Source organism: Serratia sp. JKS296 (assembly GCF_900215445.1).
Lineage (GTDB): Bacteria > Pseudomonadota > Gammaproteobacteria > Enterobacterales > Enterobacteriaceae > Serratia > Serratia marcescens.
The window spans coordinates 4,954,203-4,967,855 of the sequence record NZ_OCMX01000001.1; the positions used below are offsets into that span (position 1 = coordinate 4,954,203).

General features: G+C 58.7%; 14 protein-coding genes and 1 pseudogene. 8 read left to right on the plus strand and 7 right to left on the minus strand.

All coding sequences use genetic code 11. From position 1 onward, the window contains the following. Positions 1-94: 94 nt before the first annotated feature. Entirely contained in the window at positions 95-1,459 is a 1,365-nt protein-coding gene (gene mnmE, locus CRO23_RS23680) for a tRNA uridine-5-carboxymethylaminomethyl(34) synthesis GTPase MnmE (RefSeq protein ID WP_016929602.1), read from the plus strand. A gap of 147 nt (positions 1,460-1,606) precedes the next feature. Next, entirely contained in the window at positions 1,607-2,407 is an 801-nt protein-coding gene (locus CRO23_RS23685) for an MBL fold metallo-hydrolase (protein WP_016929603.1), read from the plus strand. A 10-nt stretch (positions 2,408-2,417) separates the two neighbouring features. On the opposite strand, the gene CRO23_RS23690 is transcribed toward CRO23_RS23685, so the two are convergent. Both CRO23_RS23690 and CRO23_RS23695 read right to left on the minus strand, forming a co-directional pair. After that, positions 2,418-3,539 carry a threonine/serine transporter gene (locus tag CRO23_RS23690; RefSeq protein ID WP_079450355.1) on the minus strand — a complete coding sequence of 374 codons (1,122 nt, stop codon included), beginning with the start codon at positions 3,537-3,539 and terminating at the stop codon, positions 2,418-2,420. 56 nt (positions 3,540-3,595) lie between these two features. Further along, complete coding sequence (locus CRO23_RS23695) at positions 3,596-4,489, minus strand: hypothetical protein (RefSeq protein ID WP_049299623.1); 894 nt, start codon at positions 4,487-4,489, stop codon at positions 3,596-3,598. 193 nt (positions 4,490-4,682) lie between these two features. Between CRO23_RS23695 and CRO23_RS25150 the strand changes: the two are divergent. The 4 genes and pseudogenes from CRO23_RS25150 to CRO23_RS23710 all read left to right on the plus strand — a co-directional run bounded on the left by CRO23_RS25150 (position 4,683) and on the right by CRO23_RS23710 (position 7,650). Next, a pseudogene (locus CRO23_RS25150) lies at positions 4,683-4,784 on the plus strand. Positions 4,785-5,067: 283 nt separating this feature from the next. Further along, positions 5,068-5,793 (plus strand): 4'-phosphopantetheinyl transferase family protein, encoded by a 726-nt coding sequence (locus CRO23_RS23700; RefSeq protein WP_033639103.1) that lies wholly within the window; start codon positions 5,068-5,070, stop codon positions 5,791-5,793. 161 nt (positions 5,794-5,954) lie between these two features. Beyond that, on the plus strand, positions 5,955-6,521 hold the full coding sequence (locus tag CRO23_RS23705) for an NADPH-dependent FMN reductase (RefSeq protein WP_004933859.1): 567 nt from the start codon (positions 5,955-5,957) through the stop codon (positions 6,519-6,521). A gap of 76 nt (positions 6,522-6,597) precedes the next feature. Further along, complete coding sequence (locus tag CRO23_RS23710) at positions 6,598-7,650, plus strand: hypothetical protein (RefSeq protein ID WP_033639104.1); 1,053 nt, start codon at positions 6,598-6,600, stop codon at positions 7,648-7,650. A 35-nt stretch (positions 7,651-7,685) separates the two neighbouring features. On the opposite strand, the gene CRO23_RS23715 is transcribed toward CRO23_RS23710, so the two are convergent. Next, positions 7,686-9,023 carry an NCS2 family permease gene (locus tag CRO23_RS23715; protein ID WP_028128066.1) on the minus strand — a complete coding sequence of 446 codons (1,338 nt, stop codon included), beginning with the start codon at positions 9,021-9,023 and terminating at the stop codon, positions 7,686-7,688. A 231-nt stretch (positions 9,024-9,254) separates the two neighbouring features. Between CRO23_RS23715 and CRO23_RS23720 the strand changes: the two genes are divergently transcribed. Further along, the gene (locus CRO23_RS23720; protein WP_016929609.1) at positions 9,255-9,659 is read left to right on the plus strand and encodes an NUDIX hydrolase; all 405 of its coding nucleotides are present in this window, start codon (positions 9,255-9,257) and stop codon (positions 9,657-9,659) included. A gap of 46 nt (positions 9,660-9,705) precedes the next feature. Then, positions 9,706-10,374 carry a 6-phosphogluconate phosphatase gene (gene yieH / locus CRO23_RS23725; RefSeq protein WP_016929610.1) on the plus strand — a complete coding sequence of 223 codons (669 nt, stop codon included), beginning with the start codon at positions 9,706-9,708 and terminating at the stop codon, positions 10,372-10,374. On the opposite strand, the gene CRO23_RS23730 is transcribed toward yieH, so the two are convergent. The 4 genes from CRO23_RS23730 to phoU all read right to left on the minus strand — a co-directional run bounded on the left by CRO23_RS23730 (position 10,371) and on the right by phoU (position 13,650). Beyond that, on the minus strand, positions 10,371-11,111 hold the full coding sequence (locus CRO23_RS23730; RefSeq protein ID WP_004933841.1) for an amino acid ABC transporter permease: 741 nt from the start codon (positions 11,109-11,111) through the stop codon (positions 10,371-10,373). The two genes, yieH and CRO23_RS23730, sit on opposite strands and share 4 nt — an antisense overlap. 1 nt (position 11,112) lies before the next feature. Next, the gene (locus CRO23_RS23735) at positions 11,113-11,826 is read right to left on the minus strand and encodes an amino acid ABC transporter permease (protein ID WP_016929611.1); all 714 of its coding nucleotides are present in this window, start codon (positions 11,824-11,826) and stop codon (positions 11,113-11,115) included. Positions 11,827-11,907: 81 nt separating this feature from the next. Then, positions 11,908-12,747: an ABC transporter substrate-binding protein gene (locus tag CRO23_RS23740; protein WP_016929612.1), complete on the minus strand. Its 840-nt coding sequence runs from the start codon at positions 12,745-12,747 to the stop codon at positions 11,908-11,910. Positions 12,748-12,915: 168 nt separating this feature from the next. Continuing rightward, entirely contained in the window at positions 12,916-13,650 is a 735-nt protein-coding gene (gene phoU, locus CRO23_RS23745) for a phosphate signaling complex protein PhoU (protein WP_016929613.1), read from the minus strand. Positions 13,651-13,653: the final 3 nt, after the last annotated feature.

A 13,653-nucleotide genomic window follows, 5' to 3' on the forward strand; every position in this document is an offset into this window, starting at 1 on the left:
GTAGTGTAGGGGTTCGGCGCGCCGACCCTTGCAGTAACACCAAAGGCGGTCATTAGACCGCCTTTTTGCATCTTAATCGTCAGAGAGAACCGTTATGAGCACCACCGATACCATCGTAGCCCAAGCCACCCCGCCGGGACGCGGCGGCGTCGGCATTCTGCGCATTTCAGGAAGCAAGGCCAAAGACGTCGCCCAGGCGTTGCTCGGCAAGCTGCCGAAGCCGCGCTACGCTGACTATCTGCCGTTCCGCGACGCCACGGGCGCCACCCTCGATCAGGGCATCGCGCTGTGGTTCCCGGGGCCGAACTCCTTTACCGGCGAAGACGTGCTGGAGCTGCAGGGCCACGGCGGGCCGGTGATCCTCGATCTGCTGCTCAAGCGCGTGCTGGCGCTGCCCGACGTGCGCATCGCGCGGCCGGGCGAGTTCTCCGAGCGCGCGTTTCTCAACGACAAACTCGATCTGGCGCAGGCCGAAGCGATTGCCGATCTGATCGACGCCAGCTCCGAGCAGGCGGCGCGTTCGGCGATGAACTCGCTGCAAGGCGCGTTCTCCACCCGCATCCACCAGCTCGTGGAAGCGCTCACTCACCTGCGAATCTACGTGGAAGCGGCGATCGACTTCCCGGACGAGGAAATTGACTTCCTGTCCGACGGTAAAATCGAGGCGCAGCTCAACGACGTCATGGCGGATCTGGACAGCGTGCGAGGCGAAGCGCGCCAGGGCAGCCTGCTGCGTGAAGGGATGAAGGTGGTGATCGCCGGGCGCCCCAACGCCGGCAAATCGAGCCTGCTCAATGCGTTGGCCGGGCGCGAGGCGGCGATCGTCACCGATATCGCCGGCACCACCCGCGACGTCTTGCGCGAACATATCCATATCGACGGCATGCCGCTGCACATCATCGACACCGCCGGCCTGCGCGACGCCAGCGACGAAGTGGAGCGCATCGGCATCGAACGTGCATGGAACGAAATCGAACAGGCCGACAGGGTGCTGTTTATGGTTGACGGCACCACCACCGCCGCCACCGAGCCGGCGGAGATCTGGCCGGAGTTTATGGCGCGCCTGCCAGGCACGTTGCCGATCACCGTGGTGCGCAATAAGGCCGACATCACCGGTGAAACGCTGGGTCTGACGGAAGTGAATAACCACTCACTTATTCGCCTGTCGGCCCGCACCGGCGAAGGCGTCGATGTGCTGCGCGATCATCTTAAACAGAGCATGGGCTTCACCAGCAACATGGAAGGCGGCTTCCTGGCGCGCCGCCGCCACCTGCAGGCGCTGGAACTGGCGGCGCAGCACCTGGTGCAGGGCAAAGAACAGTTAGTGAGCGCTTACGCGGGGGAGCTGTTGGCCGAAGAACTGCGCCAGGCGCAGCTGGCCTTGAGTGAAATCACCGGTGAATTCACCTCCGACGACCTGCTGGGCCGCATTTTCTCCAGCTTCTGTATCGGCAAGTAACACCGCCAGACACCTTCACGGCCGGGACAAGCCCTTGTTCCGGCCGTTTTTCTTTTCCGCTCTCGCTCTGCGCGCCGGCTCACAGAGCCGCCGCAGCGTCCCGCGCTATACTGGCCAGTCAGGAATCTCTCTCAGGAACGAGTCAACATGGCATTGACCCTCAGGGTACTGCTGGAAAACCGCCGCGCCGCCGGCGCCAACCCGCTATTGCAGGCCAAGGCCGGGTTAAGCCTGCTGATTGAGGATGATACGACGTCCATACTGTTCGATACCGGCCCCGACGACAGCTTTCTGCGCAATGCGGCGCTGATGGGTGTCGATCTCTCCCGTATCACCGCGACGGTGCTCTCCCACGGCCACTATGACCACTGCGGCGGCGTCGCCTGGCTGCCAGACAACAGCCGTATCATCTGCCACCCGCAGGTCGGCGATGAGCGCTATGCGGCGCTGAAGGTGCTGGGCCACACTCGGAAAATCAAAAAGCTCTCTTTGGATATCGACTACTCGCGCCACCGCATGCAATACAGCCGCGAACCGCTGGCGATCGGCGATCGCTTTATGTGGTCAGGCGAAATCGCGGTGCCCGCACCCCGCGCCTACGGGGTGATCGCCGGGGAGAACGCAGCGGTAGATTACGTTATTGACGAAGGGGTGCTGATTTACAAATCGGATCGCGGTCTGGTGATCGTGACCGGCTGTGGGCACCGCGGGATCGTGAATATCGTGCGCCATTGCCAGCAAATCACCGGGATCGATCGGATCCACGCCTTGATCGGCGGTTTTCATCTACGCTGCGCTTCCCCGCGCACGCTCTGGCGCGTCCGCCGTTTTTTGCGCCAGCATCAGCCGGAAAAGATTATGGGCTGCCACTGTACCGGCGCCTGGGGCCGGCTATGGCTGCCGGAAGGGATCGCGCCGGCCACCGGCGATAGGCTGGTTCTGGATTAAGCGTGCCGCTTTACACCAACAACGTTGCGATTACCGCGATCCCGCAGCCCAGCACGACGACGCCGATCCCCTTTTGCCTGCCGCCGCCCCGTAGCAAAAAATACAGTGATGGGATGAAAAAGACGGTCATCACGATAACGGGTATCGACCAGCCCGAGATGATCTTGATAATGCTCGGGTTGATCGCGCCAATAAACGTACAGACAACGATATTCCCTGCGATGATTCTCTTTTTGCCCGCCACGCCGAAGGACGTAATGCCATCGATCACGCCGGTCAACGTGCCGATATAGGCGCCGCCGGTCAGTAAACACAGCAACAGGGCAGCGCCTAACCACGCCGTGGCGTTGCCGGTCAAACCGGCGGTATAAAACAGCGCATCCACATTGCGGCTGTTAATGATTGAGATGTCATCCAGCGTCAGCAAGCGGCTGATGGCGATAACGATCATGACGATAAACGCCATGATCAGTACCTTGCCAAACAGAATACTGCGCGCCTGCGGTCGTAAGGCGCTTTTCGCAAAGCGTTGGATGCACGGGGTAAAGTTAAATGTAAAAAGAAAAATCGGCAGCAGCAGCCACGTCTGCAATGAAATGCCAGGCGGCGCCTGCACCGCCTGCTGCCCCCCCGCAGGTTGTAACAGGAAAAACACCGCCAGGATCGCCACCAGTACGATAGAAACCAGTGCCATTCTGGAAATCAGGTGCTCGATTCGCTGACTAAACGCCAACCATGCCGCCGACAGCGCGGCACTCAGCAACAGCGAAATGCCGCCCCTGACCCAGAATCCGTTGTGGAAAAAAGACGCGACGACGTTGACTAAGGTGATGAAATTTATCAGCACGATAATAATCATCGACAAAATAAACAGCACACAGACGATTGCCGCTGCCCGCTCGCCGATAAATGTCGATGATGCCGCCAGGAAATCTTTCTCCGGGTGCGAAATGATGAATTTGAAAAAAAGATAGTGCGCCATCATCGATACCGACATGGCGATAACGATAAACAGCATGAACACTTTCATCCCCAGCACGCCCGGCCCCACCGCCTGTGGCAAAAAGAAAATCCCGGCGCCAAATGCCGTGGAGAAGAAAGTGACAGGCCAATACAGGTGTGAGATTTTCATGATGATGCTCGACCATCATGGCTATGCGTGACGCATAGCCAGCTGGCACAAAAATGTCATTCGAAACAGGATTTGCCGAAGAAGACCAGTAAAGAAGGCAAAGCGAAGTTATCGTAAAAAGTCGCGGCCGCACGATAGCCGTTAAGCACGTTGACGCGTGAACACAGCGGAAAAACGCCAATATGCGACGTGTAATTATCAAAGATTTTATTGGGGGAAATGCGATACCGAATAGCCCTGAACGTCGCAGCATTTCCCGCCGCGCAGGTCGGTTTATTTTCCTTGATGATATCGAACGTGTGTTCACCCACCGTCATCTTCACATTTCCGTCTTGGCGCTGAAAATACGCCTCTTTATCCATACGGTTTTTAATGTGGCGTTTAAAGCGATCCGCCATGTTTTTTTCACTGACATAAAATGCATTGATATCAATGCCATGACGTTGATTCGACGCCAGAATGTAGTCGTTTATTTTTTCCGGAATAATGTACGGCGATGTCGCCATCTTCCTGAATTCGTTAGCGCCGTCTATCTCGCTACCATCGCTTTTTTCCATATAGAAATCATTTATTTCCATCAAGAAGTCAGGCTGAACACTGAGCCGTCTGATGGATTCGGCAATGTAGTCAATGCAGAAGCGCGCAGACTTTTCCACTTCACTGCTGACAGAAAAACGATCGTCCAAATTAACCACGGTATGCCCGCCGGAAATCACCACCTTATCCGTCAAAAAAGACGATGCCAGCGCGATGAGATCTTCAACGTTGTTATTTGAAACCTCATTGTTGATAACCTCAGCGATCCTATTCTGATCGGCTTTGTAGACGATAAAGCGATCTTCACCCTTCCAACCTTTTTTGCAGTTACATTTATATTCTTTAAAAACAACACGTTCAGCTGTCTTATAAAAATCGGCGCTTTGCAGCGGCATTAATTCGAGATCTGGCATACCCTTCTTCCCTATTCGTAGCCAATGACGCCAACTTTTTATAACAATAGCTAATGTAAATTTAGTGACCTGACTCTGATAATTAATAAACACACACAATAAATAGGGTTTTTGTGGGTTTGCTCACATTTTCAAGTTCAGGTTATTTTAACCATTTTAATTATGTGGTTTTATATTTCCAACAAACGAACGCGGAGAGGTGGGCGAGTGGTTTAAGCCAGATTTAAGAAACTAACCGTTTCTTAAATCCACACGAGTCATCGTGTCGTAGGTTCGAATCCTGCTCTCTCCGCCAACTTTTTCTTATCAGGCGATATTTTATGGGTTCATTGGACGCCGTCGATTCGAAAGCGGCTGGCTTCGGAACTGATTAATTTTATGCACGACCCCGTTACGCAACGCGATTTGAGGTCTGAATAACCTTCGCCTTGCATGCCCCCATGCCCCCATGCCCTCCTGCACAGCGCAAAAGCCAACAAATCGGATAATCCGCATAGTGTTTTTTGATGATAAATCCTCAACTTAGTCTTAATCTAACACCCCTGCGTTCTTAGCGACCCTCTGTCATGGAGTGAACAATGGCGTGTCATTTTGCCCGATGGACCCCGGCCTCCGCTGTCCTGGATACCCAGAGACTCTCCGACGAAGTGATAGCCGCCACCCGCACCTTTTCCGTTAAGCGCCGCACGCGTTACCTGCAAGGGCGCATTCTGCTCGCCGAAATGATGTTCTACCTGTACGGCCTGCCGACGCTGCCCCCCATCGCCACCACGCCGACCGGCCGCCCCTGCTTCGCCGATCATCAGTTGCCCGATTTTAGCCTCGCCTATGCCAGCAACACCGTGGGCGTGCTGCTTAGCGACGAGGGCAAAGTCGGACTGGATATCGAAGTGATGCGGGCGCGCGGCAGCCGGCAAAGCGCGCTGCAGAACGCGCATCAGACGCCGGCGGAAAGTGCCTGGATCGGCGCGCAGGACGATCGGCTGGAGGCGGAGACTCAGCTGTGGAGCATTCGGCAAAGCGTGCTGAAAATTTCCGGCCTCGGCAACAGCGGCCAATCCACGCTACGTCTGCATCCCTTCTCCGGTCACCTGCGCTCCAGCGCCACGCCGGACGTTCAGGTGATGAGCGACGCCGACGAATATCTGAGCTGGGCCTGCGCCGGCAGCCCCGAGCTGGATCGCCTGCTGTGCTGGCGCTACGAAGAGCGCGGCGGCCTGCACAAAGACGGGGAAATCTCGCCGCGCAGCCCGGCGGCATCCTCACGCTTCGTTAAACTGACGGGCCTGAAGACGCCAGGTTGACGCGGCGCAAAGCGGATAACGCGGTCTTTACCGCACGAGTTACTGGATTAAATTGTAAAGACAGCTAAATGTTGAGCAATCGCCTATTCTCGACCCGCGCTTTAGCCTACTATTCGCCCATGTTGTACGCTGAATCTGCTCATTCGAAAGGGAGAATCACCATGTCAGACCAAGCCTTAAAAATCGTCACTCTACTCGGCAGCCTGCGCAAAGGCTCCTACAACGCCATGGTGGCCCGCGCCCTGCCTGGCCTGGCTCCGCAGGGCGTCACCATTGAAGCGCTGCCCTCCATCCGCGATATCCCGCTGTACGACGCCGACATGCAACAGGGTGAAGGCTTTCCTGCAGCAGTCGAAGCGATAGCAGAGCAGATCCGCCAGGCCGACGGCGTGATCATCGTCACCCCCGAATACAACTATTCCGTGCCCGGCGGGTTGAAAAACGCCATCGATTGGCTGTCTCGCGTACCGAATCAGCCGCTGGCCGGCAAGCCGGTGGCCATTCAAACCAGCTCAATGGGGCCGATCGGCGGCGCGCGCTGCCAATACCATCTGCGTCAGATCCTGGTGTTCCTCGATGCGATGGTAATGAACAAGCCTGAGTTTATGGGCGGCGTGATCCAAAGCAAGGTCGATGAACAGGCCGGTGAACTGAGCGATCAGGGAACGCTGGATTTCCTGACCGGCCAGCTGTCCGCGTTCAGCGATTTTATTCGCCGCGTGGAGTGAAGGTCTCGCGGCGCCCGCGGGGCGCCGCAACAGGACATGACGTCCGTCAATTTATTGAAATTAAAGCCATAGCATCATGTATTTTTTCATTTTAGCGTTATTTTTCGTTTCCATCACCAGTCCCGCTTTCGCCGCAGACATGCGTTATCCCGCCGGTGAAGAACCGCTGGAGCTGCCTGCGCACAGCGCGCTCAACGCCCAGCTGTCGCGATCCGCGCAAAACCAGGAAGATAAAAAACTGGGCGCCATGTCGCTGTACCTGACGCTGATGCGCGAAGACGGCCGCAATGTCTGGGCGCCCTACCAGCTGGCGGTGTCGTCGGCGGAGAAAGGGCAAACCGAGCTGGCGGAGCGCTACCTGCAGCTGAGCGCCGACCGCGGCCTGTGGTACTACTACAACCTGCTGGAGGACGACGCCTTCAACAGCATCCAGCACTCCGCCACCTACCAATCTATCCTGGCCGCCACCAAAGCGCGCTATCTGCAGCACGCTCGCCGCTATGAAGGCAAGGCCAGCTACGCGATACCGGACGGCGAAACGCCACCCGAAGGGTGGCCAACGGTGATCTTCCTGCATACCTACGGCAAAGCCGCCGCCATCAGCCCCGAGGAGCGGCTGCTGTTCGGCGAAATGGGCGTGGCCTACATCGAGCTCAACGGCACGCAGATGCTGTCGGAAAACAGCTTCCGCTGGTCGAATTACAGCGACGAGAGCACCCAAACCGCCATTCAGCGTACGCTGCAACAGCTGGCTCCGCAGCTAAAGCTGGATCCCCGGCGGATTTACCTCAGCGCCCGCGGCCAGGGCGCGTTGCACGCTGCCAACCTGATCGCCAAGTACCCGCAGTTTTATGCCGGCGCGCTCTTGATCGCCCCCAACGGCGAGATCAAGCCGGCCCAGCAGTCGCTGGCGGCGCAAAAGAAAATCGTGATGGCGTATTACGATCGGCAGAATTTCAGCGAACAGGCGCTGGCATTGCACTTCGCCAATCTGTTCGGGGAGGATAATCAGGTGCAAACGCTGCACTTCGCCCAGGGAGAGGATGCAGCCGGCAGTTGGCAGGCGCGCTTCAGGCGGCCGTTGCAGTGGGTGCTGGATCGGGCGCCGGATGCGACGCCGGGCGTCTAGGGTTTCAGGGCCGACGGGCGTCGGCCCTTTGGCTGTCAATGGCCGTCGACGAAGACGATCTTCAGCACGAACAGCAGCGCCACGACCACCACGCACGGGCTGATTTCACGCCAACGGCCGGTGCCGAGCTTCATCACGCAGTAGGAGATAAAGCCGAGCGCGATGCCTTCGGTGATCGAGAAACTGAACGGCATCATCACCGCGGTGACAAACGCCGGTACCGCTTCGGTCAGATCGTCCCACTTCACCCGCGCCAGGCTGGAGGTCATCAGCACGCCGACATAGATCAGCGCGCCGGCGGCGGCATAAGCCGGCACCATGCCCGCCAACGGCGACAGGAAGATCACCAGCAGGAACAGCAGGCCGGTGACCACCGCCGTCAGACCGGTGCGGCCGCCGACGGCGACGCCGGACGAGCTTTCGATGTAAGCGGTCACGGAAGAGGTCCCCGCCAGCGAACCGGCCACTGAGCTGATGCTGTCAACGTACAACGCCTGCTTCATGCGCGGGAACTTGCCCTGGCTGTCGGTCAGGCCGGCTTTATCGGTGACGCCGATCAGGGTGCCGGAAGAGTCGAACAGGTTCACCAGCATAAACGAGAAGATGACCCCGGCCAGCCCGATGTTCAGCGCGCCGGCCACGTCGACCTGGCCCACCACCGAGGTGATGCTCGGCGGCAGGGAGAACAGGCCGCCGTATTTCACGTCGCCCAGCATCCAGCCGATCAGGGTGGTGACCACGATCGACACCAGCACCGCCGCGTGGAAGTTGCGCGAAGAGAGCACGGCGATGATGAAGAAGCCGAGCGCCCCCAGCAGCACGTTGTGCGAGGTCAGGCTGCCGATGGTCACCAGCGTGTCCGGGTTGGCCACCACGATGCCGGCGTTTTTCAGCCCCATCATGCCGATGAACAGCCCGATGCCGCTGGTGATGCCGACGCGCAGGCTGACCGGAATGTTGGCGATCATCCAGTAACGGATGCGGAAAATGGTCAGCAACAGCAGGCCGACCGCGCCCCAGAAGATGGCGCCCATGCCCACCTGCCAGGAAATGCCCATCGCCCCGACCACCACGAAGGCGAAGAAGGCGTTCAGGCCCATCGCCGGCGCCAGCGCCACCGGCAGGTTCGCCAGCAGGCCCATAAAGATGCTGCCGAAGGCGGCGATCAAACAGGTGGTGACAAATACTGCCTGGGTATCCATGCCCGCTGCGCCCAAAATTTGCGGGTTAACGAACACGATATACACCATGGTGAGGAAGGTGGTGATACCGGCAATCGTTTCCGTACGCGCCGTCGTGCCATGTTGCTTGAGTTTAAACACGCGCCCAAGCAAGCCTTGCTCAGCGTCAAGGCCAGATACTGGTTTGGTCATTATCAGAATTCCGAAAATGGGAATGGACAGTCGCCGGCTATCCTATAACAAAAAGTGGGGCTTTTGACGCCGGTCACAGGTTTTTTTCGCCGTCTTTACGGCTAAACGCGTCAACGGCTTGTATTTACAGGCATTCATCCCCCTTGCCGCCCGCTGCGTTGCCGTTTGCCGGCACGGCCGATAAAATAGCCTATCGCCCCTCTATCCCTATCCGTTAAAACAGGAATCCGCATGTCTTCGACCTTTATCGATAAGCTGGCGTTGATCGCGCTGAAAGATGACAAAGTGGCGCTGGTGCGCTCGCACAACAAGACGCTGTTTTATATGCCGGGCGGAAAGCGCGAAGCGGGCGAAACCGACGAACAGGCGCTGTGCCGCGAAATCGACGAAGAGCTGACCGTTGCGCTGCTGTCGCAATCCATCGCGTTTTACGGCGAGTTCACCGGCCCGGCGGACGGCAAGCAGGACGGTACCCAAGTGCGCATTCGCTGCTACCAGGCCGACTTTACCGGGCAGTTGCAGCCCGCCGCCGAAATCGCCGAGCTGAAGTGGTGCGACAGCCGCGATCTGCCGCAGTGCTCACACGTCGCCGCGCTGATTTTGCACGATCTCAAGGCGCGTAACCTGATCAAGTGATCGCTGAGTCGCCTCAGCGGCGTTAACCCGAAGGAACCTGTCCCGCATGAATCAGATTGACTGCATTTTGTTCGACTGCGACGGCACGCTGGTGGACAGCGAAGTGCTGTGCAGCAAAGCCTATGTCCATATGTTCGCCCACTACGGCATTCATCTGTCGCTGGAAGAGGTATTCAAGAAATACAAAGGGGTGAAGCTGTACGAGATTATCGATCGGGTCAATGCCGAGCAGGGCACTGACCTGGAAAAAGAGACGCTGGAGCCGCTGTATCGGCAGGAAGTGGCGCGGCTGTTCGACAGCGAGCTGCAACAGATTGCCGGCGCCCGCGAGCTGCTGGCGCAGGTGACGGTGCCTGTCTGCACCGTCTCCAACGGGCCGGTCAGCAAGATGCAGCACTCGCTCGGCCTGACCGGCATGCTGCCTTATTTTGATGACCGGTTGTTCAGCGGCTATGACATTCAGCGCTGGAAGCCGGATCCGGCGATCGTGTTTCACGCCGCCGAACAGATGCGGGTGCCGGTGACGCGCTGCATCCTGGTGGACGATTCTCCCGCCGGCGCGCAGGCCGGCATCAATGCCGGCATTCCGGTCTTTTACTTCTGCGCCGATCCGCATAATCCGCCGATCGATCACCCGCTGGTGACCACGTTTGACGACCTGGCTCAATTGCCCGCGCTGTGGCGCGAACGCGGCTGGCGGCTGACGGCCGATTAACTGGCCGGCAACGGCGGCTTGTTGCGCCACCAGCGCCAGGACCGCTTCAGCGCGCGGGTTTGCGCGCCGAAGCGGCGGTTGACCGCGTTGGCCAGCAGATCGAGCGCCAGGCAGAATACGAAATAGACCAGCGCCACAAACAGGAACACTTCCATCGGATAGACCATGCTGCGGTTGTTAACCTGGGTCGCCAGGAAGGTCAATTCGCCAACGCCGACGATATAAGCCAACGAGGTGTCTTTGATCAGAGAAATCCACTGGTTGATGAACGACGGCACCATCATGCGCAGCGCCTGCGGCAGCACGATCATGCGCAGCGTCTGCCAGCGCGTCAGCCCCAGAGAAAGCCCGGCCTGCCACTGGCCGGGACCGATCGCGGCGATGCCGGCCTTCACCGCATGAGCCAGATAGGCCGAGGCGATCAGCGCCAGCGCACACACCACGGTGGTAATTTCCGGGATCTCGACGCCAAACACCATCGGCAGCAGGAAATAGGTCCAGAAGATCAGCATGATGACCGGAATGGCGCGGAAAAAGCCCAACACCGCCGCCAGCAGCCCGGCGGCGACGCCGCGCGACATTGCCAGCGCCACGCCGAGTAAGGTGCCGAGCACCGCCGAGGCCACGCCGGCCATCAGGCTGATCGCCAACGTCAGCGCCGCGCCGCCCAGCGGCCCATCCGGCCAGGTGCCCCACAGCAGGTAACCCAGGTTGTCGTGAATCACGCTGAAATCCATCTCAATGTCCTCCCAGCGGTTTACGCTGTTGTCGCCACATGCCCCAACCTTCCAGCAGCGCGATGATGGCGATATACAGTACCGTCGCCACGCCGAACGCCTGGAAGGTGCGCAGGGTTTCGGTTTCGACCTGACGCGAGGCGTAAGAGAGTTCGGCAACGCCGATCGCCATGGTCAGCGACGAGTTCTTGATCACGTTCATGTATTGCCCCAGCAGCGGCGGCAGCGCGATTTTCAGCGCCTGCGGCAGCACCACGTAGCGCATCGCCTGCCAGCCGGTCAGCCCCAGCGCCTGAGCGGCATATTTCTGCCCGCCGGCGACGCCGCGAATGCCGGAGCGGATCTCTTCGGCGATAAAGGCGGTGGAGTACAGCGTCAGGCCGAAGAAACCGGCGAGAAACTCGAACGACGGCCACTCAAGCGGGCCGACCTGATGTGCGCTGTTCAGCCACTGCATGGCGGCGGACGGCAGGATTTGCCCGGCGGCGAAGTACCAGAAGAACAGCTGCACCAGCAGCGGCGTATTGCGAAACAACGAGCTGTATCCCATCGCCAGCCAACGCAACGGCCGCAGGCTGCTGTCGCGCATCGCCGCCAGCACGAAGCCCAACAGCGTGGCCGCCAGGCCCGCGCAGGCGGAAAGCCACAGCGTCAGCAGAAAGCCGTGCCACAGCCAGTTCAGGTATTGCGGCGCCAGCAGCCAGTCCAGGTTCATGTTCAATCCTTGTCTTGCAGAATGCATCAGGGGCGCAGCAAGCTGCGCCCCTCCGTACCGATCTCACCGCGAGCGGTTAAATCAGGCTTTCGGTTGCTGATCCAAAGGCGCGATTTTGAAATCGCCGCGCGGCTGGGCGGATTTGGTTTCCGGCCCGAACCAGCGATCGTAAATCTTAACCGCTTCGCCGTCGTTTTCCAGCTTGATCAGCGTCTCATTCACCGCGGCGGTCAGGCGATCCTCGCCCTTGGGAATGCCCACGCCCTGATACTCTTTGGTCAGGCTGAACGGCGAAATTTCAAATTCCGCCTTCTGCGCCGCCGGCAGGTTGCCGAGCAGGCCGACCAGCTTGGCGTCGTCCTGAGTGATCGCCTGCACGTTGCCGTTGCGCAGCGCCACGAACGCCAGCGGGGTATCATCGTAAGAGATCACTTTCGCCGTCGGGAAACGCTCGCGCAGGGTGATTTCCTGCACCGTGCCCTTGTCCGCGCCGATGCGCAGCTTCTTGATGTCTTCCGGGGTTTTCAATACGCCTTTGCGAGCGATGAATTTCTGGCCGGTGGCGAAATACGGCACGCTGAAGTTCACTTCCTTGGCGCGCTCGTCGGTAATGGTGAAGTTGGCGGCAATCAGGTCAACCTTCTTCGACACCAGCAGCGGAATGCGGTTGGCCGGGTTGGTGGCGCGCAGCTCCACTTTCACCCCCAGCGCTTTGCCGATCGCGTCGGCGACGTCCACATCGTAGCCCACCAGCTTTTTGCTCTGCGGATCGATGTAGCCGAACGGCGGGTTGCTGTCGAACACCGCGATACGCACCACGCCGGCTTGCTTGATATCGTCAAGTTTGTCCGCGTGCGCGGCGCCGGCGGCGAGGCCGGTCAGACTGGCTAACAACGTTAAGGCCAAAGCGCGATGTTTCATAGAAAGCTCCTAAGTGGTTGATGTCCTGCTGGCGAATAAGCTAGCAAGCGCCACATAGGTCAGGAAATAATATAAAAAGCTATATTTATAACCTTTTTATCTTTACGCGCTTAAGATGGAATAAAGGCGCGGGAAACCGCGCCTTTGAAGGATATTACCCGGAAAGAGTTAGTCGGCCTTTTCGTCTTTACCGCCCGGAGAGAGCAGCTTTTCCAGGGCATCGCCGCCCAAATGACGGAAATCCTGCCCCTTGACGAAATAGAAGATAAATTCGCAGATGTTCTGACAGCGGTCGCCGATACGCTCGATAGAGCGGGCGCAGAACAGCGCGGTCAGCACGCTCGGAATGGTGCGCGAGTCTTCCATCATGTAGGTCATCAGCTGACGCACGATGCCTTCGTATTCCTGGTCGACCTTTTTATCTTCGCGGTAAATACGGATCGCTTCGTCCAGATCCATGCGCGCGAACGCGTCCAGCACGTCGTGCAGCATCTGCACGGTGTGGCGCCCCAGCGACTCCAGACTGACCAGCAGCGGCTGATGCTGGTGCGAGAACTTTTCCAGCGCGGTGCGGCAGATCTTGTCCGCCACGTCGCCGATGCGCTCCAGCTCGGAAATGGTTTTGATGATCGCCATCACCAGGCGCAGATCGCTGGCGGTCGGCTGGCGCTTGGCGATGATGCGCACGCACGCTTCGTCGATCGCCACTTCCATCATGTTGACCTTGGCGTCGCCTTCAATTACGCGCTTGGCCAACTCGCCATCCTGATTGTGCATCGCGGTGATGGCGTCGGTCAGCTGTTGCTCCACCAGCCCGCCCATGGTCAGCACCTGGGTGCGGATATGCTCGAGCTCTGCGTTGAACTGGCCGGAAATGTGTTTGTTTAAATTCAGGTTATCCATGAT